We start from the raw sequence: 23,300 nt of genomic DNA on the forward strand, positions 1-23,300 counted from the left end.
AGGGGCCACGGCGTTACTCGTCGTCGTCCGCGTCGGCGTCCTCGTCGTCACCAATCCCGGCCGCCTCGAACGACTCGGCGACCTCGTCGCCGGGGACGGTCCGGTAGCCGTCCTCCTCGGTGATCGTCGCGACCGCGACGTCGTCGGGCTCGAACTCGTCCTCGTGGGCCGCGAGCGCGGCGAGGCCCAGCTCGATGCCGGCGGCCAGCGAGAGGTCGTCGGTCCACTCCTCCTCGAGGTGGCCCTGGATCTCCTGCCGGCCGCCGCCGATGACGGTCGCCTTCCACTCGTTCGGGGTCCCGGAGGGGTCGGCCGCAAACAGACGCGGCTCGCCGTTGTCGATGCCGCCGATGAGGAGCGCGGCGCCGTACGGCCGGGTGCCGCCGCGCTGGGTGTTCTCCTGGATGTGGTCGGTGACGAACTTCGTCAGCGTCTCGACCCCGACGGGCTCGCCGTAGCGGAGCCGGTTCCCCTGCGACTGCCGGCGCGCGAGGTCGATCAGCTGTCGCGCGTCGGCAACGTGGCCCGCGCTGGCGGTGCCGAGGTGGTCGTCGAGCTTGTGGAGCTTCTCGATGCTCTCGGCCTCCATCAGGGTCGAGGAGGCGCGGGACATCGCGACGAAAACGACGCCCTCGGCGGTCCGGATCCCGACGCTCGGCGCGCCGCGCGAGACCGCCTCGCGGGCGTACTCGACCTGGTAGATGCGTCCATCGGGCGAGAACAGCGACGTCCCGCGGTCGTACGCCTGCTGGTCGTTACCGCCCATCATCGCCGATCCTCCGCTCTCGCGGTGTCGCTTTGGCTCATTACACGTACTTACGCCGGACGGTTGAAAAAGCATCCGTAACCGGTATGTCCCGGCCGCGGCCCGGGAGCCTTTATTCGCCCGCGGTCGGCGGAGACGAGGCGCCCACCCCCGCACCGCGCGCCCGCCGCAGCGAAACGCGCGGCGTCGACCTCCACCTGCGACGGATATATTACGATCGGTCCCCTAGCGGGCTTGACATTGATTTCAACACGAACGACAGCCGTGCTGACGGCCCTCCTCGCGCTGTTCGCGGCCGTCGGCGGGGCCGCGGCGGTGCCCGACGCGCGGATCGCGATCGACGGGGTCGAGACGAGCACGACCGAGCCGGTCGTCGGCGAGCGCACGAGCCTGAACGTCACCGTCTCGAACTCCGGCGGCAGCCCCGCCGCCGCCGACGTGACGAGCGTCAGGGTCGTCGGCGCGGGCAACGACGCCGAGCCGCTGGACAAGGCGACCGCGGTCGGCGCGCTCTCGGCCGGCGACTCGCTCGACGTCGAGCTGTGGACGCGGTTCGACGAGCCCGGCGAGCGCCGGCTCACCGTCGAGGTCGTCGCCGAGGCGGAGGCGACGGGCGGCGACGAGGAGGGGGAGACCGTCACCGTGACGCGGGACGTCGTCGTCGACGTCCAGCCGGCGGAGGTGACGCTCGACCTCCGGACGCGCGGGCTCGCTCCGGAGGACCTGCAGAGCGACGAAGAGGAGGGGAACGCCGGCGGCGTCGGCGTGAGCGGCATCGAGGGGATCTTCGGCGGCGGTGGCGGCGGGCTGGACACGGGCGAGGACGCGGAGGAGGCCGTGCTGTCGGCCGACTCCCCGGTGGCGGTGACCGTGGTCAACACGGGGACGACGACCGCCGACCGCGTGAGCCTGACCGCGGTCGGGGAGCCGATCGCGGGCGGTGTGACCGACGGCGAGGGAGGCGCGGACGACGAGGGGAGAGCCGGGATCGAGGCCGGCCCGTACGTCGTCGAGGACGTCGCGCCCGGCGAGGAGCGGCGCGTCGTCGTTGACCTCGGTCCGCTCGACCGCCGCTCGGCGGTGACGTTCACGGCGGCGTTCCGGTCGGGCCTCGACGCGCAGGCGGGCGCCGGCGCGGAGCGCACCGCGACGTCGACGCTCCGGTACCCGACGCACGACGCGGCGCCGGCGGTCACGGACGCGACGGTCGAGACGACCGGCGGCGGGGAGGTCCTCGTCGACGCCAACCTCGGGAACGCCGGCGGCGGCGAGCTGGAGGGCGTCGTCGTCTCCGTGGAGGAGGCCCCGGGAGTCGCGCCGACGCCGGCGGGCGGCGAGTACTTCGTCGGCGCCGTCGGCGCCGGCGACTTCGTCGCTTTCGACCTGCGGACCACCGCGAACGCGTCGGTCGCGTCGGCGGTCCCGATCCGGATCGCGTACACCGAGCGCGGCGTGCGGTACGTCGAGACCGACGCGGTGGCGATCCCCGACGCCGAAGGGGCCGGAAGCGGGGGGTCGGGTACCGTGGGGACCCTCGGCTCCGCGGGCGGACTCGGCTCCGTCGGCACGCTCGGGGCGGTCGGCCTTGCCGGCGCCGCAGGGCTCGCAGTCGTCGGCGGCGTGGTGCGTCGGCGCGATGTATAGCCTCGAACTCCGGGGGGCGACCAAGCGCTACCCCGGCGGGGGCGCCGAGCCGGTGGTCGCGCTCGACGACGTCGACTTCGCGGTCGAGCCCGGCGAGTTCGTCGCGGTCGTCGGCCCCAGCGGCTCCGGGAAGTCGACGCTGTTGAATGTGCTCGGACTCCTCGACGACCCGACCGAGGGCCAGCGACTCCTAGACGGGACGGACGTGACGAGCCTCTCGGTCGCCCAGCGCACGGCGGCGCGCAAGGAGTCGATCGGGTTTGTCTTCCAGGACTTCCACCTGTTACCGACCCTGACGGCGGTCGAGAACGTCGCGCTGCCGACCGCGTTCGATCCCGGCGACGCGAGCGACCGCGCCGCGGACCTCCTCTCTCGGTTCGGCCTCGGCGACCGGCTCGGCCACGAGCCCGCCGAGCTGTCGGGCGGGCAGAAACAGCGGGTCGCCATCGCTCGGTCACTGATCAACGAGCCGGCGGTGCTGCTCGCGGACGAGCCGACCGGGAACCTCGACACGGAGACGGGCGAGTCGATCCTCGCCGAGTTCGAGCGGGTGAAAGAGGAGGGCGTGGCGGTCGTCGCGGTGACGCACGACCCGCTCGTGGAGGGGTTCGCCGACCGGGTCGTTGAGCTCACCGACGGCGTGCTCGTCGGCGGAGTCCCGGACGGTGGGGAAAGGGCGGACGAGCCGCGCCCCGGTCCCGAGACGGCGACCGCGGGGGATCGATGAGCCGAGCCGACCCGTCGACGCCCTCGGGGCTCGCCGGGCGGCTCCGCGGCTGGGGTCCCGCGGTGGCGATGGCCGCGCGAAACCTGCGTCGGAACCGGGTGCGGACCGCGCTCGCGGTGCTCGGGGTCTGCATCGGCGTGCTCGCCGTCGCGGCGCTCGGGATCTTCGGCAACGTGCTGGCGCTCGGCGCTCAGGACGCGATCGGCGACATCGGCACGCAGGTCGTCGTCTCGCCGAACGCCGACGCCGGGGTGGAGTCGCTCTCGGACGCCGACGTGGCGGACATCCGGCGTGCGGTGGGCGGGCCGGCGGTCGTCCCGCTACACTCGGACAACGCGGTCGTTTCCGGCCAGAGCGCCCAGCAGTTCGCGACCATCTACGGCGTCGAGGAGCCGGCGCTCGCGTTCGAGGCCGCGGAGGGGCGGCTCCCCGAGCGCCACCGACAGGGCGCGATCGTCGGCGCGGGCGTCGCCGAGGACCTCGGGGTCGGCCCGGGCGACACCGTCGGGATCGGCGGGGCGCAGGTCAGGGTCGTCGCGGTGCTCGTCGAGAGCCAGACGTTCAGCCCGGTCGCGCCCGACGACGCCGTCTTCCTCCCCGAGTCGGCCTTCTCGGCGGACGGGTACGGACGGGTCCTCGTCGTCGCCGAGTCGGGCGAGGCGGCGCGGGCCGCGGCCGACGACATCCGCGCGGAGGTGAACGCCCGCGAGGAACGCGTCGAGCTGTTCGAGCTCGTCGCGATCGTCGACGAGATAAACGGCTTCTTCGGCCTGCTCAGCACGTTTCTCCTCGGGCTCGGCGCCATCTCGCTCGTCGTCGCCGGCGTCTCGATCCTCAACGTCATGCTGATGAGCACCGTCGAACGTCGGCAGGAGATCGGCGTGATGCGCGCGGTCGGCGTGACGCGGCGGGACGTGTTGCGCGTGCTGCTCGCGGAGGCCGGCCTCATCGGCGCGGCCGGCGCTGCTGCGGGGACTCTCCTGACCGTCCTGCTCGTCGCCGGGCTCGTCGTCTCGACGCCGGAGGTCGACGCCGCGCTCGCGCTCGACCCGACGAACGGCCGCTACCTCCTCCTCGCGCTCGGCTTCGGCGTCGGCGTGGGGCTCGTCAGCGGCGCCTACCCGGCCTGGAAGGCCGCGAACGAGCGACCGGTGGAGGCGCTCCGAAGCTGAGCAGCGGCGGTCCGTCCGGTATCACCCCCCGCCGTCACCCCGCCCAACCAGCCCGCATGTCGTCGGTCACGCGGTCGCGCCACGTCTCGAAGGCGTCCCGGCACTCCGGGCTCTCATCGATGTGACGGACGAACCCCGCGCCGGGGGACGCCAACTCCGCCTCGCAAAACGGGCACCGCCTCGGTTCGACGGTCGACTCGGCTAATGGCATGACAACACGTACCAAGACACACGGCAAAAAGTGTTGTTACGCAGAATAAATTAGGGAGGAACCACCAGCTCTACGTAGGTATTTTTCTATTAATTCTGGGATAGCAAATTATATGAGATATAAAAGCACGTACGTCAGTCAGCTGCTCGCTCGTAGGTGACGAACGCGAGGTCGCCGTCGCCCTCGGTCTCGGCGTCCGCGACGACCTCGCGGTCGACTTCCCGCCACGCGGCGGCGTCCCAGTCCGGAAACCGCGTGTCGCCGTCGGGGCTCCCGGGGACCTCCGTCAGGACCATCCGGTCGGCGCGGTCGAGGAGCCCCTCGTAGACGGTCGCACCGCCGATCACGTGGGCCTCGTCGACGCCCCGGTCGGCGGCGTCCGCGGCTGCGAGCGCGACCGCCTCGTCGAGGTCGTTCGCGACGACGGCCCCCGCGGGGAGGTCGAGGTCGCGCGTCGTCACCACGACGCTGGTGCGGTCGGGGAGCGGGCCGCCGACCCGGTCGGCGATGCTCTCGTAGGTCGTCCGGCCGACGATGACAGGGTGACCGGTCGTGAGCCGCTTGAAGTGCGCGAGGTCGGCGGGGAAGTGCCACGGCATCCCGCCGTCGTCCCCGATGACGCCGTTCTCGGCGACGGCGGCGACGACGACGAGGTCGAGGTCGGCGTCGGCGGGATCCGGCTCGGCGTCGGCGCCGTCACCGGCGGACGCGTCGTCGGGCATCACTCCGCGACCCCGAACGAGAGCCCGTCCGCGGAGTCGTAGTCGACGAGCTCGACGTCCTCGTAGGTGAGCTCGTCGAGGGGGGCGTCGGCGATCTCGATCCGGGGACGGTCGCGCGGCTCCCGCGAGAGCTGTTCGAGCAGGCCGGGGACGTGGTCGTACCCGGCCTCGCCGTCGGCCTCGTCGGGGGCGGTCCGCTCGACCCAGTCTTTCACGTCAAGGTAGTCGGCCTTGCGCTCGACGCTCGCGAGCCGTTCCTGGACGTACGGCAGGTTGTTCGCGTACCACTTCCCGCGCTCGCCGCGGCCGCAGTAGACGTGCGCGTCGACGACGGTGTGCCCGAACTCGCCGACCTCGAACCCGGTCCGCTGCGCGAGCGCGTTTGCGAGCAGCGCGTACGCGGCGATGTTGAACGGCACGCCGAGCGCGATGTCGCCCGAGCGCTGCGTGAGGTGGAGGTTCAGGCGGCCGTCCTGGACGTTCACGACGAACGTGTAGTGACACGGCGGGAGCGTCGAGGTCGCGGCGTTGGCGGGGTGCCACGCGTTCACGACCATCCGGCGCGAGCGCGGGTTCTCCGCCAGGGTGTCGAGCACGTACTGAATCTGGTCGAACGTCCGTCGCTCGGTCCCGTCGGGGCCCGCCTCGACGGTCACCCAGCGGTGCGCGTCGTCGGGCCACGTCTCGCCGGGGAGCGCGGCGTCGTCGTCCGGAACGGGGAAGCGCCGCCAGAACCGGCCGTACGCGGTGTCGAGGCGTCCCTCGTCGTCGGCCCACGCGTCCCAGATCTTCGTCTCCTCGCGGAGGGTCCGGACGTGCTCCTCGCCGGAGAGGTACCACAGCACCTCGTGGATGAGCGAGTTCCAGCGGTAGCCGTCCATCTGCTTGGTCGTCAGGAGCGGGAACCCCTCCGCGAGGTCGACGGTATACTGCCCACTGAACGACGCGATCGTGTCGACGCCGGTCCGGTTCGGCTTGTACGTGCCCGTCGACAGGGTGTCGTCGACGAGATCGAGGTACTGTTGCATTGGTGGTCGGCGTCGCCCCCGTCCGACGAGCACGCGAGGCGACTGTCTATCGAGTCAAACGCGCCGCGGAAAGTAAGTGTGTCGCGACGGAATGCGGCGAGTTGCCAACACACACAGTGGCATCGCACGATAATTTATAAGCGATCGAAGCGGTGGCGCGCCTCCGAGCGGTCGCCGCCGGCGACCGCGAGGAGCCCGCGAGGGAGTCAGTCGCCCGGAGCAACGCGGAGGGCGACTGACGAGGCTGGGGAGGCGTGAGGTCGTGCGGTCGCGGTGCGGGGTGGGACTCAAAGGGGCAGCCGTGAGGCGGGCGCAGGCGACGCAAGGACCACAGGGAGCGAGCCACGCGAGCGACCGAGGACCGCAGCGAGCGTACGCCCGCCTCACGGCTGGGGCTTTGGAGGTGTTCACCGCCGATCCGTGCTCGTCTATCGATAAGCAAGCAGCTGGGGCTTCGGAGGTGTTCACCGCCGATCCAGTATCAATCGTTTATAACCAAGCGACCGGAGCGTCGGAAGCCTTCGCCCCGTAGTCAACGACTTATAAGCAACCGACGACAACGTGGAAAGTCAATTCATATAGCCGTCACCCAGGCCCGGTACCCCTCGTCGAGCCCGTACACCTCGCGGAACGCGCGCTCAATGAACCCCGCCACGCGGTTCGCGTCCGAGCGCGCCGTGACGACCGCGTTCGTCCCCTCGGCCTCCTCCGGGCTGACGAGCTCGTCGATCCGGAACTCGGGGAACTCGCCGAGCAGCTCCTTCAGCCGGTCCAGCTCGCCGTCGGTGCAGTCCAGAACCAGCTCCGTGCCGGCGAGCTGGACCCACGGCGGCACCTCGCCGCCCTCGGTGACGTCGCTGTCGGGGTCGACGTCGACGGTCATCACGTCGCTCGACCGGGTGCGGTGGGCGGTCGCCCCGTCCGCGAACAGCTTCAGCCGCTCCGCCTCGGTGGCGGCGTCAAATCGGGTCATATCACCACGTCGGCGCCGGCGGCTCTTGAAAGGCCGCGACTCCTCGTCGCGTTTATTTAAACGCCCGCTACCGCTCCGTCTCCGCCAGCACGTCCTCGACGACGTCGAGGGTGCGCTCGGCCTCGCGCACCCGGTCGTCGATGACGCCCGTTCGGACGAGCTCCAGCTCCGGCCTATCGAGCGCGTCGCGCACCTCGGCGGCACGGCGGAGCCGCTCGTACTCGTCGTCGCGCGCGAGGTCGCGGACCGCCCGCAGCGTCGCGACCGTCTCCTCGCCGGCGACCCGCGAGACCAGCGGGATCAGCTCGTCGATCTCGTAGGCGAGCGCGTCGCCGGCGGCGGGCGGCCAGTCGAGCGTCAGCGGCTCGCCGTCGATCCGCTCGGCGTAGGTGCGGTGGACCGCGACCGCGGTCCGGAGCGCGCCGGGGTCGTCGACGTAGTGCTCCAGCTTCGAGTTCGAGTAGTCCGCGTACTCCAGCAGGGTCGGCAGCGGCTCCTCGCCGGCCTCGTACTCGGCGACGTAGTCGGCCAGGTCCGTCGGCGGCACGTCGACGTCGACGAAGGGGGTCGCGTCCGCGCGGTCGAGGAAGGCGAAGGCCTCACGGGCCGACGCGGACTTATAAAAGGCGGCGAACGACTCGCGGACCGCCTCGTTGTACGTCTCGACCGGCTCGCGGAGGCGGTCGACGTCGGCGTCGAGGTCCGCGTCCGCCATCGCCGCGACCTCGCGGAGCTCGTCGAGCCGCGCGGCGAGGGCCTTCCGGGCCTCTCGGGCGTCCTTGCGGGCGACCCGGTAGTCGTCGAGGGCCTCGTCGCGATCGCCGAGGAGGTCGACGTACTCCCCGGCGGGGTCGAGCGCCTCGCGGGCCGCCTCGAAGTCGCGCTCGGAGAGCCGCTTCTTGTCGACCGCCTCGTCGGCGGCCGCGAACGCGTCGGCCGCGAGCGCGTCGTCGTCGACGTCGACCGCGTTCGCGAACTCCCCCTCGAACTGGACGTACGCCGCGAAGTCCCCGCTGCCGACCGCGTCCTCCTCGTACTGGTCGAGCACGCGGTGGGCCCGCCGGTACGTGTCCGCCGCGGCCTCGACGCGCTCGCGGCCGAGGTCGGCGATCCGGCCCTCGAGCCGGCGGAGCTCGTCGTAGCGCTCGCGGAGCGTCGCGGCCGCCTCGCCCGCCTCGGCGACGGGGTCGGTCTCTGCCGTCGCGCCGCTCGCCGTCGCGTCCGCCGCGCCGCCCCCCGCCGCGCCGCCCATTCAGTACACCTCGTCCGGGTCGAAGACGCGCTCCCCGACGTGCTCGCCGTCGATGGTCCGGTGGAAGCAGGACCGATGACCCGTGTGACACGCCCCGACGCTCTGGTCGACGAGGTACAGGAGCGTGTCGGCGTCGCAGTCGACGCGCACCTCGCGGATCGCCTGCGTGTGGCCGGAGGAGCCGCCCTTGTACCACAGCTCGTCGCGCGACCGCGAGTAGTAGTGCGCCTCGCCCGTCTCGCGGGTGCGGTCGAGCGCCTCCGGCGAGACGTATGCGAGCATCAGCACCTCGCCGGAGTCGGCGTCCTGGGCGACCGCGGGGACGAGCCCGTTCTCGCCGAAGTCGACCCCGATGTCGTCGTCCTCGCCCTCGCCCGCTCCTCCCGTCTCCGCGTCGGCGTCGCTCATGCCCCGACCGAAGCGCGGGGCTCGAATAGTCCTTTTGTCTGTCCGCCCGCGCGATCGACCCTACTCGCGGCGCAACACGAGCGCGTCGCCGTCGGCGTACGCGTCGGTGCGCCGGTCGACGACCGCAAAGCCGAGCCCCTCGTACAGCGCGAGCGCCGCGTCGTTGTCGGGGTGCGCCTGCAGCGTCACGGGGCCGTCGGCGCCCGCGATGGCCGCCGAGACGAGCCCCCGGGCGCGACCCTCGCGGCGGTGGTCCGGGCCGACGGCGAGCTCGGCGAGGTGGACGCCCGGTCGGTTCGGGGCGTCGACCGGCAGCAGGTAGCCGACGGTCCGCCCGTCCGCGGCGCTCACGAGCGCCGACCCGACCGCGAGCCCGTACTCCAAGAGGTCCGGGTTCGGCTGCCGCAGGAGCGACTGGAGCTCGCGGATCCGGTCGGCGTCGGCCGGCCGGGCGGCGCGGACGCGCGGGTCGGGAGCGGCGGGGTCGGCGTCCCCGGCGCCCGGGCCCTCGTCGTCCGGGTCGGGCGACCGGGTCACAGCAGCGCCACCCCGAGCGCGACGGCGACCGCGGCCCCGGAGAGCGTCGCGAGGAAGTTCACGGCCTGGTTGCCGACGCGGTCGCCCTCGACGACCGCGCCCAAGACGCTGTCGACGGTCATGCCCGCGACCCCCGCCAGGACGACGATCGCACCGCCGACGGCGAGGTCGCCGACCGGCATCCCGACCGCGGCGATGCTGCCGACGAGGAGCGCGCCCGTGAGGCCGGCGAGCTCCCCTTGCCACGTGATCGCGCCGTCGGTTCCGGGGTCGACCCGCCGGAGGGTCGTGACGAGCCGCGGGCCGTCGAACAGTCCGCCGATCTCCGAGGAGAGCGTGTCGGCCATCGCGGTGGCGGTCGCCCCGGCGAAGGCGAACGCGAAGGGAGCCGGCGGCAGGCCGAGGTGGGGGGTCGCCGCGTAGCCGACGAGCGCGACGAGCGCGACCGCGGAGTTCGCCAGCACGTTCCCGGTGCCGCGGGCGCCCTCGTTCTCCTGGGCGACGCCCCGGTCCGCCTTCTCGTCGAACCGGTACTTCGAGGCGAGGCCGCCGACGGCGTAGAAGGACATCAGCGTGAGGAACCACCCGACGCCGCCGAGAACGACCGCGAGCAGCGCCGAGAGCACGCCAGTCAGCATGCCCGGGACCGAGGCGGTGCCGAGCGCGAAGGAGATATACCCCAGGGCGGCGGTCACGCCGAGCCCGAAGGCGACGAGGGGGACGGTGACCGCGGGGTCGAGCGCGACGAACCCCCAGACCGCGAACGCGACGAGGATCACCGTGATGTGCGCGTCGCGGTCGAACACCAGCGACCGCACGAGCGCGGCGGTCAGCCCGGCCACGGACGCGAGGAAGACGAGGTCGGGAAGGGCGGTCGCCAGCGACGACGCCGTCCCCGCGGGGTCGACGCTCGCGACGGGGACGGGCCCGTCGAGGGAGAACCCGCCGTCGGTGCCGAGGAGCTCGGTCTGGATCCGGACCGCGACCTGTCCGGCGAGGGACGCGAGCGCCCCGACGCCGACGTAGCCGGCGACGAGCGGGAACTCGTCGGTCGAGCGGCGGGCGACGAACTCCCGGCCAAGTCGCCCGCCCCCGACGGCGAGCGCCGCCCCCGCGAACGCCTCGTAGGGGAGGGGAGCGCGGGGGAGGGAGGCGAACAGCGCGAGGCCCGCGGCGGCGACCGAGAAGGCGACGAGGCCGTACAGCCGCTCCGCCTCCCGGTCGCCGGGCAGCGCGAGCGTCTCGAACCACTCGCCGTCGCGGACCCCGAAGAACGCGAGGCCGGCGACGGCGAGGAAGGGCACGACGGCGGCGTCGCCGAGCGTCGGCGCGAGGGCCGCGAGCGCCGCCACGGCGGCGAAGGTACTCGCGCGTCGGAGCCTCTGTATCACGCCTTCGGCTACCCGGGACGAACACTTAACGGTCCCGACACCGGCCGGTGGCACGCCGCCGAGACCGGTCGGTCCGCGCGCCCGCTCGGCACCGGTCCGCGCGCCCGCTCGGCACCGGTCCGCGCGCCCGCTCGGCACCGGTCTGCGCGCCCGCTCGGCACCGGTACTCGTTGAACCGGACCGCGTGCCCCTCGATCACGCGCACGGGACGCTCCGGGTCCTCGTCGTCCCCGGTAGCCTCCTCGTGAGTGTCAACATCAAACATGACCGAGGGGAGGCGAATTCTAGTTATAAATGTTGGCCACAGAGCGGAAGTGACGAGCGGCGTGAGAGCGGGTCAGCGGTCGAGAATCGGACGTATCGCCGCCGGCCCGATCAGCCCAGGACGCGGTCGATGTCGCCGAGGTCGTCGAGCACGTAGTCGGGCGTGACGTCGGCGGCGGCGAGCCGGTCCTCGTCGGTGACGCCGGTCCTGACGAGGGCGGTGGTCATCCCCGCGCGCTCGCCGAGCGCGACGTCCGTGTTCAGGCGGTCGCCGACGACGAGACACTCCTCGGGCGGGTAGGGGAGGCGCTCGCGCACCATCTCGATCGCGGTGTCAGACGGCTTGCCGAGGACGACGTCCGGCTCGCGCTCGGCGACGCCGGCGACGGCGTTGATCACCGCGCCGGAGCCGGGGACGTCGCGTTCGGGGGCCGGGATGACGACGTCGGGGTCGGTCCCGATGAACGGCACGTCGCGCTCCAGCGTCCACATGGCGGTACAGAGGTCGTCGTAGTCGAAGCCGCGGTCGATTGAGGCGACGAGCGCGTCGGCGGCGTCGACGTCGTCGGTCGTCGAGAGGCCCGCGTCGGCGAACTGGTCGAGCAGCCCCGACTCGCCGATACAGAGCAGCTCGTCGTCCGCGTGGTGCTCCCGGAGGTACCGGGTCGTCACCGTGCCGGCCGTGAAGACGCTGTCGACGTCGACGTCGTACCCGGCCGCCCCGAGTCGGTCGATGTACGCCGCCGGCCCCTTCGTCGGGTTGTTCGAGACGAACAGCGTCTCGATTCCGGCCTCGCCGAGCCGCCGATAGCCGGCCGGCGCGCCCGGGATCGGATCGTTGCCTCGCACGACCGTGCCGTCCACGTCGAGGACGGCGCCGCTGAAGCCCATGGTCCCGGTCGGGGCGCCACGGCCGTAGTGGTTGCGGGGCCGCCGCCGGGTCGTCGCAGAGACGCGAGTTCCAGATTCGGGACGAGTTTCACCTTCGAGATAACGGAAGCGTAAAGCGGCGCGACTCCGTAACGACGGTTACTGTGACGACGACCCAGGTGACCCTCGTCCAGATCGACAACTACGGGCCGTGGACGACGACGCCGGAGCCGCGCCGAGAGATGGACCTCCAGACGCTCCAGTCGCGGCTCTTCGCTGACATCGCCCAGTTCCTCGGCCACCGCGACGCGTACGTCTTCTTCACGCGCTTCGACAACATGATCGCGGTGACGAACGGCGTGGACGGCGCGGCCCACGCGGCCCTCCAGGAGTCGATCGGGAACCGGTACCCGGTGACCGTCAGCCTCGGCACCGCGGTCGCCGAGCGACCGGTCGACGCCTTGGAGGCCGCGAACCGGCAGCTCCAGGTGGAGGGGAGCGCGCAGGACGAGCACCGGACCGAGGTGCTCGCCGGCGAGTACCTCGCGGAGACGACCCCCTCGGATCTCCAGGTCGCGCACTTCGACGTCGTCAACGCGACCGGGAAGTACACCGATCAGCTCAACGAGTTCGACACGTTCATCAACATCGAGCGGGCGTACGGCTCCCTGATGCGCCACCTCCGGGAGCGGCACGGCGCGCTCTCCTTCTTCGTCGGCGGGGACAACATCGTCTCCGTCTGCTCGGACCTTCCCGAGGGCGCGTTCGCCGACGCCGTCTCGCACGTCGGGGAGGACGTCGACGTGGAGCTGCAGGTCGGCGTCGGCCGCGGCGCCTCCGCCCACGAAGCGGGTTTCGCCGCCAAGCACGCCTTGGAGGACTGCCGCCACGACGGGACGAGCGTCGAGCTGTTCGGGGCTCCCGCCGCCGGCGACTGAGCCGAGGTCCGGACCGCGTCGGACGGATGAGGACCGGTGACGCTCCTCGTTATCTCATCTGATAATTAAGTCTCCGGATTTATGTAGGACGACCGGGAATTTCCCGTCAACATGTCCGATAATATAGTGTTCGTCTGCACGGCGGACGGCTGCGACGAGGGACCGTGGGAGGGCTCGCACGACGCGATGGCCCACTGCGCCGAACACCCCGACCACGGGTACACCGGCCGACCGCGAAGCGAGGTCGACGCCGACACGGTCATCCCGGCGACGGCGACCCGGAAGCGAGACAACCGGAACCTCCAGCACAAGGGGCACCCGAAGGGCGCGCTCGCGCAGGACGACTGAGAGAGCCGAGAGCGACGCGTCGGTGACGGCGGCGTCGCCTCGGGCGGCGAACCGCTTCTCCCCGCCTACGCCTCGTCGAAGAGCCCGAGGTCCTCGGCGACGAGGTCGGCGAGTTGGTCTTTCAGCGCGGGGTCGACCTCCGCAATCTCCTCCCCGTCGTGTTTCCCGTCGTTGTGTTTGGCGAGCGCGTCCGCCACGTCGGACAGGGGGACGCTGGTCTCCGTGTCGCACTCGGTACACACGATCGGGACGGACGGTTCGTCGGTGGACATACGTCGGGTAGTCGCGGGTGGGGGGTATATGCCTTCGGGGCGCGGGCGGGGGCTTCCCCCGAACACGTTACCCCGCTTCGGGTCCGGCCCCGACCCGAACCGCCAGCGTCACCCGTCCCCGGGGGGTAGCGAACGCCATGCGCGTCCTCGTGACCGGAGCGGCCGGCGGGATCGGCGGCGGCGTCGTGCGAACGCTCGCGGCCGCCGGCCACGACGTGATCGGGCTCGACCGCGACGCCGACGGGCTGGCCGATCTCCCCGAGACCGCGGAGACGCACGCCCTCGATCTGCGCGACGGCGACGCGGTCGAGACTCTCCTCGCCGACTGCGAGTTGGACCGAGTCGTCTCCTGCGTGGGCGGGTACGATATCGCGGCGGTCGAGGACACCACCGTCGACTCGTTCCGGCGGCAGCTCGACACGAACCTGACCGCGGTCCACACCGTCGTCAGGGCCGCCCTCCCGTCGATCCGCGAGCGCGGCGGCCGGATCGTCGTGGTCGGGTCGATGCTCGGGTCGACTGCGCTCCCGTACCACGGCGCCTACAGCGCCGCGAAGGCCGGGCTGCGCGGGTACGTCGACGCCCTCCGCCGCGAGGTCGAGCCCCGCGGGGCGACGGTCGCGTTCGTCGAGCCCGGCCCGGTCCCGACCGGGTTCAACGAGCGCGCGGCCGCCGAGATCGCGGAGCGGAACGCGGACGCGGACCCCGACGGCCCCTACGCCGACGCCTACCGGGCGTTCGAGGGGTACGCGCCCGCCGCGACCGACCTGGAGACCGTCGTCGAGCGCGTCGTCGTCGCGGCCACGACGGAGCGGCCGCGGGCCGTCTACCGGGTGAGCCGCCGCGCGCGCTGGCTCCCGCGGGCCGCCGCGGTGCTCCCCGACCGGCTGTACGACCGCCTGATTCGCGCCGGGCTACCGGGCGGGATACTCGGGCGGCTGATCGATCGGTAGCGGCGTCGCTGTCGGTGGCCCGTTCACGGGCGAGAGCCGCTCCGAGACGCGTCGTCCGACTCGCTCGAGAGCGTCCGGATTGTCTCGTGGAGGCCGAGGACGAGCGCCGGCACGACGATCATAAAGAGGTGCTCCTCGATCGGGATCCCGAACAGGTCGTACCCGGTGCGCAGCGTGATCTCGAAGACGCCGACCTCCAGCGTGTACCAGTCCCAGAGGTACGCGATCGGGTACAGGGCGGCGACCGTCCGAGCCGCCTCCCGGAGCGCGCCGGCGTACCGGAGCAGGCCGAACGCGAGCGCGCCGAAGACGACCTCGGTGGCGAGGTACGTGTACGGCCCGAGAACGGTGATGTCCGGGAGCGCGGTGCCCGACAGCGGTCGGAACCAGACGGCCACGAGCAGGAGGGCGAGGAAGACGTAGGCGCCGCGAATCAGCAGCATCGTCGCGATCGTCGGACGGGCGCGGCCGGCCACCAGCGCTACCGAGCCGAACGCGAGCGCCGCGGCCGGCGCCGACGGGGGAAAGAGCCCGCCGACCGTCCCCCAGAGGACGCCGACGAGCCCGGTCGACAGCAGGGAGAACGCCAGCGTCCGGGCCCGCGCCCGGCCGAGCAGCACCGAGACGGTCCGCTTGTCGATCGACTTGTCGTACGCGTAGTCCTGCTCGTCGTCGATGATCTTCACCCCGGCGAGCGTCGCAAGGAAGACGAGCGCGAAGCCGAGCACCGTCGCGGTCACCTCGCCCGCCTGGACGTAGAACCCGCCGAGCAGCGCGAGCGCGATCCCGGTCGGGTACCCCAGCGTCGTGGTGATCGGGTTCGTGTCGAGCTGCGGCGCGTGGAGGTACCCGACGAACCAGGTCGGCAGGGTGACGAGCGCGGCGCCCGGGCCGACGAGGGCACCGAGCGCGAGCGTGCAGGCGGCGAAGCCGACGCCCGCGGCGAGGAGCGAGAGGCGACAGCCCCGGACCGTCATCGGGTGGTCGTCGTCCTCGCCGCGCCGGTGGAAGTCGACGTAGCCGTCCTTCACGTGAGCCGTGTACACCGCGAGGAAGATCGCGGTCATGTGGATCGCGCCGACCGAGAGCGCGAACTCGCCGGCGACGGCCGCGCCGAACCACGAGGCCGCGAGCGGCGGCAGCATGAACACCGGATGGACCTGCGAGAGCAACGCCCGCAGGTCCGCCCGTCGTCCGCGTTCGTGCCGGGCGATCGCCATGGCTGACTAAGGCGCTGGTCGCGATTAATACTGTTGGAGTTTTCACGGGAATGACTACCCAGATCGTCGAAACGACGTCCGTCCCGGAGACGCAGCGGCGACGACCCGCAAACGCCTAACCCCCGGCGACCCAAGCCGACGTATGGTCGAGGCACCACAGACCGAGGAGGGGTGGTTCGCGCTGCACGACTTCCGGTCGATCGACTGGGACGCGTGGCGCGACGCCCCCGAACGGGAGCGGGAACGGGCGATCGAGGAGGGCAAGCGCTTTCTGAGACACCGCGAACAGGTCGCCGACGCCGACGAGGGCGACTCCGGGCTGTTCTCCGTGCTCGGGCACAAGGCCGACCTCCTGTTCGTCCACTTCCGGCCGTCGCTCGACGACCTCTCGTCGATCGAGCGCCGGTTCGAGGACACCGCGCTCGCGGGGTTCACGGAGCGGACGACCTCGTACGTCTCCGTGACCGAGGTCTCCGGCTACGTCTCCGACGCGTACTTCGAGGAGGGCCCGGAGGAGGTCGACGCCGGCCTCCGTCGCTACATCGAGGGGAAGCTGACGCCGGAGATCCCGGACGACGAGTACGTCTGCTTCTACCCGATGAGCAAACGCCGCGGGGAGGAGTACAACTGGTACGACCTCGACTTCGAAGACCGCGCGGACCTCATGGCCGGCCACGGCGAGGTCGGCAAGGAGTACGCGGGCAAGATTAAGCAGGTGATCGCCTCCTCAGTCGGCTTCGAGGGCCACGAGTGGGGCGTCACGCTGTTCGGCTCGGACCCCACCGACATCAAGGACATCGTCTACGAGATGCGGTTCGACCCCGCCTCCTCGCGCTACGGTGAGTTCGGGGAGTTCTACATCGGGCGGCGGTTCCCGCCCGCGGACCTGGGCGCGTACCTCGCGGGCGAGACGGTGCCCGCGGACGAGGGGAGCGCCGAGGACGCCCACGCGGGCCGCGCCCACGGGGAGGGCGGCCACCACGGCGACGGCGACGACGGTCACGGCTACGGCGGGGGCCACGACCGCGCCGGCGCCGGCGGGGGCTCGGCACACGGGGACCACCCGCACGGCGACGAGGACGCGGGCAGCGAGGGCGACCACCCGCACGGCGACGAGGCGGCGGACGACGGGGGGGACGGCGTCGCCGACGAGGACATCCGCGGCGAGCTCGCGGACCTCGACATCTACGCCGGGAAGCCCCACGGCGAGGACGTGTACGCCACCGTGCTGTACAGCGAGGCCGACGTCGACGAGCTGTTCGACGAGGTCGAGGGGCTCCGCGGCAACTTCGACCACTACGGCACCCACGTGAAGACGGCGGTGTACGAGGGCCGGCACACCGACCGCGCCGCGGTCGTCTCCATCTGGGACACCGCGTCCGCGGCCGAGACCGCGGCCGGCTTCCTCTCGGAGCTCCCGGACGTCGTCGCCCGCGCCGGCGAGGAGTCCGGCTTCGGCACGATGGGGATGTTCTACACCGTCAAGCCCGACTACCGCGAGGAGTTCGGCGACACGTTCGACGACATCGGCGAGATCCTCGCGGAGATGGACGGCCACGTCGAGACCGACCTGATGGCCAACGTCGAAGACGAGAACGACATGTTCATCGCCAGCCAGTGGGAGGCGAAGGAGGACGCGATGACGTTCTTCGGCTCCGACGAGTTCCGCGAGACGGTCGAGTGGGGTCGCGAGGTGCTGGCCGACCGGCCGCGGCACGTCTTCCTGGCGTAAGGCGACGCGAGCGCGGCGGTGTTCGGAGTTCGGGTTCGAGGAGTAGAGTCCGCGGGATTCAGGCCCGCGGGATTCGGATCCGCGGAAATCACTGTCCTTATAACCGACTAACTCCGTCGGGACCCGCTGCGGTCGAGGGGCGCCGACCCCGCGGTCGGTGCGGGTAACGACGACGTCAGCTACTGGTAACAACGGACTTCCGGCTGATGGCCGACCCCCACGTATGGACGACGCGAGGGAGTTCTACTACGAGCCGGACGAGACCGAGGAGCTGAGTACGGAGGTCGTCACGGCGGTCGCGAAGGCTCACGACGAGGACGTGCTCGATCAGCTGTGGCGCATCAGCGAGGACATCAACACCGACGCGCTGGACGGCCTCTTCCAGGATAACAACCTCAAGATGACCCTCCGGTTCGAGGCGGACTCGACGACGGCGACGATCATCGCCGACACGAGCGGAAGCCCAGTGATCAAGATCGAATCGCACCGGTAGGCCGGGAACGCCGCCGCGCCCGCGCCGATCGCTGATAAACCACAGCACCGCCGCACCCGCGCTTCCCGCCGCCACGGCGTCGGAGTCGACCGCCTGTTTTTAACTGTCGGCTCGGCGAACGGGGGCGTATGTTCGACACGATCGTGGTCGCGACCGACGGCTCCGACAGCGTGCGCCGAGCCGTCGACGTCGCGGTCGACGTCGCGGCCCGCTTCGACGCCGAGGTCCACGCTATCTACGTCGTCGACAGCGGCGAGGTCGAGTCCACGCCAGACGAGGTCCGCGAGGACCTCCGCGACGCGCTCGATGACCACGGGGAGTCGGCGCTCGAACAGGTCACCGAGGCCGCGGGGGAGCGCGACTCCGAACTGGACGTGACCGTCGAGGTGCGCGAGGGGCGACCGGCCGGCGAGATATCCGGCTGCGCCGGGGACGTCGACGCCGACCTCGTCGCGATGGGGACGCGCGGGCGACACGGGGAGAACCGGTTCCTCATCGGCTCCGTCGCGGAGCGCGTCGTGCGCACCTGCCCGGTCCCCGTGCTCACCGTCCGCCAGCTCACCGACGAGGACCCGCGGCGGACGACGATATAGGCCCTGCGACGCGGCGTCGCGCGCTTCGGCCGTCGAGAACGGCGGAGTTTTCCCGCTCCCGCCCGGGGCGACTGTATGGACGACGACCTCATCGACGAGGCGGGGATCCCCCGCTCGCGGTACACGCGGCTGCCCGGCAAGGGCTTCTTCTACCCGGACTCGCTGGACGAGGAGCGCGCCGAGCGGAAGGCGAAAGAGGCGATTGAGGGGAGCGAGGCGGTTGTGATCGCCGACGGCGACGCCGACGGGCTCGCCTGCGCGGCGATGATCCGGGAAGCGTACGACGCCGCCCTCGACGTCGCCGACTTCGAGGCCGCCATCGCGGCGCGGCTCGGGGACGGGGCGGATGCGGACGGGGAGGATGAGGATGAAGGGGGAAGCGACGGGGACGACGCCGACCCCACCGCCGACGCTCACACGCGGTCGCCGGTCGGGCTGGTCTCGGCGGGCCCGTACTCGCTCGACACCTCGCTCGAGCGCGTGCTCGCGTACGCCGACGACGACGTCGACCTGTTCGTCTGCGACCTCTGTCCCGACGACTACGACTGGATCGCGGAGCCGCTGGAGGCGCTCGCGGGGGAGACCGCCTCGATCCGCTGGTTCGACCACCACCAGTGGGACGACGAGACGGCGGCGGCCGTCCGCGACCTCGGCGTCGACCTCGTGATCGGCGAGTCGGACGAGGAATGCACCGCCGACGTGACGCTCCGCTCGCTCGACCACGCGTTCGACGACCGGTGGGCCGAGCTGGCAGTCGCGACCCGCGACCACGACCTCTGGATCAAGGCGGACCCGCGCTCGGACGACCTGGCCGACTACTCCTACTGGGCCGGCAGCGAGGAGTACGCGACGGTCGCGGGCGCGTACGGCGCCGATCTCCCTGAGACCGTCGAGAGGTTCGTCGCCGACCGCCGCGTCGAGAAGGAGGCCCGGATCGACGCCGCCGTCGACCGCGCGGTGACCCACGAGGTCGGCGAGTGGACGGTCGCGGTGACGTACGGCCGGTGCTCGCAGAACGAGGTCGCGGAGACGCTCCGCGGCGAGGGCGCCGACGCCGCGGTGATCGTCAAGCCCGCGGGCTCCGCGTCCATCCGCGGCTCGGAGGAGTTTCAGCACGCCCACGAGGTCGCCGGCAAGGTGAACGGCGGCGGGCACCCGCAGGCCGCCGGCTGCAAGCCGGAGATCTACGACGACATGCTCGACTACGCCAACCACTGGACGACCGAGGGACAGGCCTGCAAGCGGGTCATCCTCGCGGCGTTCGAGGCGGTCGCCGAGGAGGTCGCGGCGGCTGACGGGGAGTCGGACGGCTCGGATTCCGACGACGAGGAGTAAGCGGCCGTCCGCGGGCGAGAGGCGAGCGAGGGAGGGGCCGGCGAATCGCACACTTTCACGTCGCCCGGCGCCTCCGTCTCTCGCATGGCGGAGATCCTCGTGGCCGGCGAGACGCTGATCGACCTGCTCCCCGGGCCCGGCGAGACCCTTCGCGACGTCGACGGCTTCTCGCACCGACCGGGCGGCGCGCCCGCCGACGTCGCGGTCGGGCTCGCCCGGCTTGGCGCGGCGCCGACGTTTTGGACCCGACTCGGGAGCGACCCGTTCGGCGACTTCCTGCGCGAGACGCTCGTCGCCGAGGACCTACCGACAGGCGCGTTCGAGCGCGTCGACGGCAACACCACCCTCGCGGTCGTCTCGCCGCCGGGCGTGGAGGGCCGGCGGTTCCGGTTTTATGGCTCCGGGGACGCCACGTTCGGCTTTGATCCGGACTCGGTCTCGGTCGCGGCGCTGGCGTCGGCCTCGTGGGTCCACCTCGGCGGCGTCGCGCTGACGCACCCCGACGGCCGGGAGGCGATGCGCGAGCTGGCCGCGGAAGCCGGCGAGCGCGGCTGTACGGTGTCGTTCGACGTGAACTACCGCGAGGACCTCGTGCCGGACGGCGAGCGCGAGGCCGTCGTCGACGCGGTCCGCGCGATCGTCGCCGACAGCGACGTGGTCCTCGCCAGCGACGAGGACGTGGCGGCGACGGGGCTCTCGTCGGGGGAGGGCGACAGGGAGGCTCTCGGCCGCGATCTGCTGGCTCTCGGCCCGCACACCGCCGTCGTCACGCTCGGGGAAGCGGGCGCGATCGTCGCGAGCTCGGCGGCGGCGCCGTGGGGCGAGCGGACCGCTCGCCACGACGGGTTCGCGGTCGAGGCCGTCGACGCGACCGGGGCCGGCGACGCGTTCACCGCCGGGCTGGTCGCGCGGCTGAGCGAGGGGGAGAGCCGCGTCGACACCGGCGTCGATCTGGTCGACGCGGTCGCGTTCGCCAACGCGACGGCCGCGCTCTCGGTGCGAAAAGAAGGCGGGATGACGGCACTCCCCTCCAGGGCGGACGTGGAGTCGTTCCTCGGCGAGCGACGGTGAGCGGTCGCGGCGTGAGCCGGAGGCGGACCCGGGACCGCGGTCTGGGCCTGGACCGGCGTCGCGGGCGCGCCGCCGAGCTAATCGTTCCGACCGTGGACGTACGTCTGGTCGTGGTCCGGGAACACCTCGTCGACGGTCGCCTCGCCGTGCTCCTCGGCGATGAGGGTCCGGAGCTCGTCCTCGTAGTCGGCCTTCGGCACCTCCTCGCTCGGCCCCTGCTGGACGTCGAACGTCTCCTCCACGAGGCGGTCGACGGCGTGGCGGCCGAACCCCGACAGCGGAGAGATGTAGTCGACGCCGTGGCGGTCCTCGAGGCTCTGCGCCTGCGCGCGCGAGACTGTCGGGACCCGATCGTCCCGGCGCGTGCCGTCCGCGATGGCGTCGACGTCGCGGTCCGCGATCGCGTCGAGCGCGTGCTCGTGGACGCGCTGGATTCCGTTCCGCGGGTAGCCGTCCTCGAGCATGGTCGCGGCCGCCTCGTCCGCCACCTCCCGCTCCAGCTCGACGCGCTCGAAGGGGAAGCCCAGCTCCGCGGCCGCGCGTTCGGCGTGTTTCCAGTCGTCGGTGAGCCCGAAGCTCCCGGTGACGCAGCGCACGTCGTAAAACCGGTCGAGCAGGTGGGCGGCGAGCGAGGAGTCTTTTCCCCCGCTGTACAGCAGCGCGAGCTCCATCTATCGCCGCTGGATGTCGAAGCTCTGCTGGTCGGGCTGGAGTTCCTTCAGGAGGTCGCGCATCTGGTCTTCGTCGATCTGTCCCTGGATCCGGCCGCTCTGCGCGAGCGCCGCGACCTGCTGTTTCACCTTCTCGCCGAACTCCGGTTTCGACATCGCGACCGCGTTGAGACGCTGGCGCGCGCCGTCCGTGAGGTACTGTTTGAGCACGGCCTCCTGCTGGGCCTCAGCTTGTTCCTGGGCCTCCTGCTGGGCCTGAGCGTCGCCGCCGCCGCCCTGCTTGCGCTCGCGGAGCTCCTCCATCTTCTTCTCTCGCAGTTCCTCGAGCCGTTCGTCGTCGGGATTCTCGCTCATACGGGGGCTTTCACGGTCCGTGCGAAAAACGATTTCGGAGGGATAGGCTCAGAGACGCGCCCCGGCCGTGTCGGTCGAGGCGGGTCCGCGCCGCTTAAACGCCTCCTCGGCGTAGCCGCCGGCAATGAGCGAGTCGCGGGAGTTCTGTCCCCGGTGTGGCGGCGCCGTCCCGGAGCGGCGCGAGCCGCTTCCGGGCGACCCCGGCGGGCGGGACGCGCTGCTGTGTGACGACTGCTACTTCGAGGACTTCGAGCTGGTCGACGCGCCCGACCGGATCGAGGTGCTGGTCTGTTCCGGCTGCGGCGCGGTCCGCCGCGGCGAGTCGTGGCGGGATGTCGGCGCGCGCGACTACACCGACGTCGCCGTCGACGAGGTTGCGGAGGCGCTCGGCGTCCACGTCGACGCCGAGGAGGTCGAGTGGGGCGTCGAGCCCGAGCAGGTCGACGAGAACAACGTCCGGATGCATTGTCACTTCTCGGGCGTCGTCCGCGGGACGCTCCGATCCGCGGAGGTCACCGTCCCGGTGAAGATCTCGCGGGGGACCTGCGACCGGTGCGGGCGGATCGCCGGCGGCTACTACGCCGGCACGGTGCAGGTGCGCGCGGACGAGCGCGATCTGACGCCCGCGGAGCGCGCCGAGGCGCTCGACATTGCCGAGTCGTACGTCGCAGACCAGGAGGCCGACGGCGACCGCGAGGCGTTCATCACCGAGGTGAAAGAGACCGACGACGGCCCGGACGTCAAGCTCTCCTCGAACCGGCTCGCGCAGAACGTCGCGACCCGGATCACCGACGCGCTCGGCGGGAGCTTCGAGTCGTACCCGACGCTCGTCACCGAGGACGGCGACGGCAACGAGGTGTACCGGGTGACGTTCGCGGTCCGGCTCCCCCGGTACGCCGAGGGGGAGATCATCGATCCCGAGGACGGCGACGGCCCCGTCCTCGTCACGGGGGTCTCCGGGCGCCTCCAGGGCGTCCGGCTCGCGACGGGCGAGGCGTACACCTCCGAGTTCGAGGAGGCGGCGGCGCCGGACGCGATCCGCCTCGGCACCCGGGGCGACGCGGCGGAGACGACGGTGGTGACGGTGGAAGACGAGAACGCGATCCAGGTGCTCGACCCGGTCACTTACGAGGCGAAGACGGTCCCGAACCCCGACTTCGTCGGGGGCGACGCCGACAGCGTCCTCGCGTTCGAGCACGGCGGCGAGGTCCACCTCGTCCCCAAGGAGTAGGTCGTCGGTGACGATACGGTAGTTAACTATCCGCGAGCGGCCGCGACTGTCACTTATAAATGGTGTAGTAAACGGTGCGGTGGCGCGCCCCGGTGAGCGGCCCTTCGGGCCGCGAGCCGACGGC

Annotated in this window: 27 protein-coding genes; 12 read left to right on the forward strand and 15 right to left on the reverse strand. The window is 71.8% G+C overall.

The window, feature by feature from the left end; genetic code table 11:
• Positions 1 to 13: 13 nt before the first annotated feature.
• Positions 14 to 769, reverse strand: a complete 756-nt coding sequence (psmA, locus tag N5096_RS05230; RefSeq protein WP_303654897.1) for an archaeal proteasome endopeptidase complex subunit alpha — start codon at positions 767 to 769, stop codon at positions 14 to 16.
• A gap of 261 nt (positions 770 to 1,030) precedes the next feature.
• Between psmA and N5096_RS05235 the strand changes: the two genes are divergently transcribed.
• From N5096_RS05235 to N5096_RS05245, 3 genes are read left to right on the forward strand one after another with little or no spacing between them, the layout of a single operon-like run.
• Entirely contained in the window at positions 1,031 to 2,410 is a 1,380-nt protein-coding gene (locus tag N5096_RS05235) for a CARDB domain-containing protein (protein ID WP_267663273.1), read from the forward strand.
• Positions 2,403 to 3,137 carry an ABC transporter ATP-binding protein gene (locus N5096_RS05240; protein WP_267663274.1) on the forward strand — a complete coding sequence of 245 codons (735 nt, stop codon included), beginning with the start codon at positions 2,403 to 2,405 and terminating at the stop codon, positions 3,135 to 3,137. The genes N5096_RS05235 and N5096_RS05240 overlap by 8 nt, the downstream gene beginning before the upstream one ends.
• Positions 3,134 to 4,309 (forward strand): ABC transporter permease, encoded by a 1,176-nt coding sequence (locus tag N5096_RS05245; RefSeq protein WP_267663275.1) that lies wholly within the window; start codon positions 3,134 to 3,136, stop codon positions 4,307 to 4,309. Before N5096_RS05240 ends, N5096_RS05245 begins: the two co-directional genes overlap by 4 nt.
• A 34-nt stretch (positions 4,310 to 4,343) precedes the next feature.
• Here N5096_RS05245 and N5096_RS05250 read toward each other — a convergent pair whose 3' ends face one another.
• From N5096_RS05250 to N5096_RS05295, 10 genes are all read right to left on the reverse strand, one after another.
• A complete protein-coding gene (locus N5096_RS05250) occupies positions 4,344 to 4,520 on the reverse strand; it encodes a DUF7501 family protein (protein WP_267663276.1) in 177 nt (58 codons plus the stop codon).
• Between the two features lie 134 nt (positions 4,521 to 4,654).
• Complete coding sequence (locus N5096_RS05255) at positions 4,655 to 5,242, reverse strand: dihydrofolate reductase (RefSeq protein ID WP_267663277.1); 588 nt, start codon at positions 5,240 to 5,242, stop codon at positions 4,655 to 4,657.
• Complete coding sequence (gene thyA, locus N5096_RS05260) at positions 5,242 to 6,270, reverse strand: thymidylate synthase (protein ID WP_267663278.1); 1,029 nt, start codon at positions 6,268 to 6,270, stop codon at positions 5,242 to 5,244. Before thyA ends, N5096_RS05255 begins: the two co-directional genes overlap by 1 nt.
• Positions 6,271 to 6,844: 574 nt before the next feature.
• Positions 6,845 to 7,243, reverse strand: a complete 399-nt coding sequence (locus tag N5096_RS05265; protein WP_267663279.1) for a DUF7975 family protein — start codon at positions 7,241 to 7,243, stop codon at positions 6,845 to 6,847.
• A 67-nt stretch (positions 7,244 to 7,310) separates the two neighbouring features.
• The gene (locus N5096_RS05270; RefSeq protein WP_267663280.1) at positions 7,311 to 8,495 is read right to left on the reverse strand and encodes a DUF7118 family protein; all 1,185 of its coding nucleotides are present in this window, start codon (positions 8,493 to 8,495) and stop codon (positions 7,311 to 7,313) included.
• Positions 8,496 to 8,903, reverse strand: coding sequence for a phosphoribosyl-AMP cyclohydrolase (gene hisI, locus N5096_RS05275; protein ID WP_267663281.1), 408 nt, complete (start codon positions 8,901 to 8,903; stop codon positions 8,496 to 8,498). It lies immediately after the preceding gene.
• Positions 8,904 to 8,963: 60 nt separating this feature from the next.
• Positions 8,964 to 9,440 carry a GNAT family N-acetyltransferase gene (locus tag N5096_RS05280; protein ID WP_379790004.1) on the reverse strand — a complete coding sequence of 159 codons (477 nt, stop codon included), beginning with the start codon at positions 9,438 to 9,440 and terminating at the stop codon, positions 8,964 to 8,966.
• Complete coding sequence (locus tag N5096_RS05285) at positions 9,437 to 10,831, reverse strand: DUF92 domain-containing protein (RefSeq protein WP_267663282.1); 1,395 nt, start codon at positions 10,829 to 10,831, stop codon at positions 9,437 to 9,439. Before N5096_RS05285 ends, N5096_RS05280 begins: the two co-directional genes overlap by 4 nt.
• A gap of 25 nt (positions 10,832 to 10,856) precedes the next feature.
• Entirely contained in the window at positions 10,857 to 11,096 is a 240-nt protein-coding gene (locus tag N5096_RS05290) for a hypothetical protein (protein WP_267663319.1), read from the reverse strand.
• Between the two features lie 110 nt (positions 11,097 to 11,206).
• On the reverse strand, positions 11,207 to 11,986 hold the full coding sequence (locus N5096_RS05295; RefSeq protein ID WP_267663283.1) for an HAD-IIA family hydrolase: 780 nt from the start codon (positions 11,984 to 11,986) through the stop codon (positions 11,207 to 11,209).
• A 143-nt stretch (positions 11,987 to 12,129) separates the two neighbouring features.
• Between N5096_RS05295 and N5096_RS05300 the strand changes: the two genes are divergently transcribed.
• Positions 12,130 to 12,903, forward strand: coding sequence for a GTP cyclohydrolase III (locus tag N5096_RS05300; protein ID WP_267663284.1), 774 nt, complete (start codon positions 12,130 to 12,132; stop codon positions 12,901 to 12,903).
• A gap of 111 nt (positions 12,904 to 13,014) precedes the next feature.
• Positions 13,015 to 13,251 (forward strand): hypothetical protein, encoded by a 237-nt coding sequence (locus tag N5096_RS05305; protein ID WP_267663285.1) that lies wholly within the window; start codon positions 13,015 to 13,017, stop codon positions 13,249 to 13,251.
• Positions 13,252 to 13,316: 65 nt separating this feature from the next.
• On the opposite strand, the gene N5096_RS05310 is transcribed toward N5096_RS05305, so the two are convergent.
• A complete protein-coding gene (locus tag N5096_RS05310; RefSeq protein WP_267663286.1) occupies positions 13,317 to 13,523 on the reverse strand; it encodes a DUF8149 family protein in 207 nt (68 codons plus the stop codon).
• 137 nt (positions 13,524 to 13,660) lie between these two features.
• On the opposite strand from N5096_RS05310, the gene N5096_RS05315 reads away from it, so the two are divergent.
• Positions 13,661 to 14,476, forward strand: coding sequence for an SDR family NAD(P)-dependent oxidoreductase (locus tag N5096_RS05315; protein WP_267663287.1), 816 nt, complete (start codon positions 13,661 to 13,663; stop codon positions 14,474 to 14,476).
• A gap of 23 nt (positions 14,477 to 14,499) precedes the next feature.
• On the opposite strand, the gene N5096_RS05320 is transcribed toward N5096_RS05315, so the two are convergent.
• Entirely contained in the window at positions 14,500 to 15,696 is a 1,197-nt protein-coding gene (locus tag N5096_RS05320) for a UbiA family prenyltransferase (RefSeq protein ID WP_267663288.1), read from the reverse strand.
• A gap of 142 nt (positions 15,697 to 15,838) precedes the next feature.
• Between N5096_RS05320 and N5096_RS05325 the strand changes: the two genes are divergently transcribed.
• From N5096_RS05325 to N5096_RS05345, 5 genes are all read left to right on the forward strand, one after another.
• Entirely contained in the window at positions 15,839 to 17,428 is a 1,590-nt protein-coding gene (locus N5096_RS05325) for a heme-binding protein (RefSeq protein WP_267663289.1), read from the forward strand.
• 223 nt (positions 17,429 to 17,651) lie between these two features.
• Entirely contained in the window at positions 17,652 to 17,921 is a 270-nt protein-coding gene (locus tag N5096_RS05330) for a HalOD1 output domain-containing protein (RefSeq protein WP_267663290.1), read from the forward strand.
• A 128-nt stretch (positions 17,922 to 18,049) separates the two neighbouring features.
• A complete protein-coding gene (locus N5096_RS05335) occupies positions 18,050 to 18,514 on the forward strand; it encodes a universal stress protein (RefSeq protein WP_267663291.1) in 465 nt (154 codons plus the stop codon).
• A 75-nt stretch (positions 18,515 to 18,589) separates the two neighbouring features.
• Entirely contained in the window at positions 18,590 to 19,849 is a 1,260-nt protein-coding gene (locus N5096_RS05340) for a DHH family phosphoesterase (protein ID WP_267663292.1), read from the forward strand.
• Between the two features lie 84 nt (positions 19,850 to 19,933).
• Positions 19,934 to 20,920, forward strand: a complete 987-nt coding sequence (locus N5096_RS05345) for a carbohydrate kinase family protein (RefSeq protein ID WP_267663293.1) — start codon at positions 19,934 to 19,936, stop codon at positions 20,918 to 20,920.
• Positions 20,921 to 20,997: 77 nt separating this feature from the next.
• Here the strand turns inward: N5096_RS05345 and N5096_RS05350 are convergent, their stop codons facing one another.
• Together N5096_RS05350 and N5096_RS05355 are read right to left on the reverse strand one after the other, a co-directional pair.
• A complete protein-coding gene (locus N5096_RS05350) occupies positions 20,998 to 21,591 on the reverse strand; it encodes a DUF7411 family protein (RefSeq protein ID WP_267663294.1) in 594 nt (197 codons plus the stop codon).
• Positions 21,592 to 21,945, reverse strand: coding sequence for a DNA-binding protein (locus tag N5096_RS05355; RefSeq protein WP_267663295.1), 354 nt, complete (start codon positions 21,943 to 21,945; stop codon positions 21,592 to 21,594).
• A gap of 124 nt (positions 21,946 to 22,069) precedes the next feature.
• On the opposite strand from N5096_RS05355, the gene N5096_RS05360 reads away from it, so the two are divergent.
• Positions 22,070 to 23,176, forward strand: coding sequence for a 60S ribosomal export protein NMD3 (locus N5096_RS05360; RefSeq protein ID WP_267663296.1), 1,107 nt, complete (start codon positions 22,070 to 22,072; stop codon positions 23,174 to 23,176).
• Positions 23,177 to 23,300 lie beyond the last annotated feature (124 nt).

The sequence above is a fragment of the Halorubrum yunnanense genome (assembly GCF_026586675.1).
Lineage (GTDB): Archaea > Halobacteriota > Halobacteria > Halobacteriales > Haloferacaceae > Halorubrum > Halorubrum yunnanense.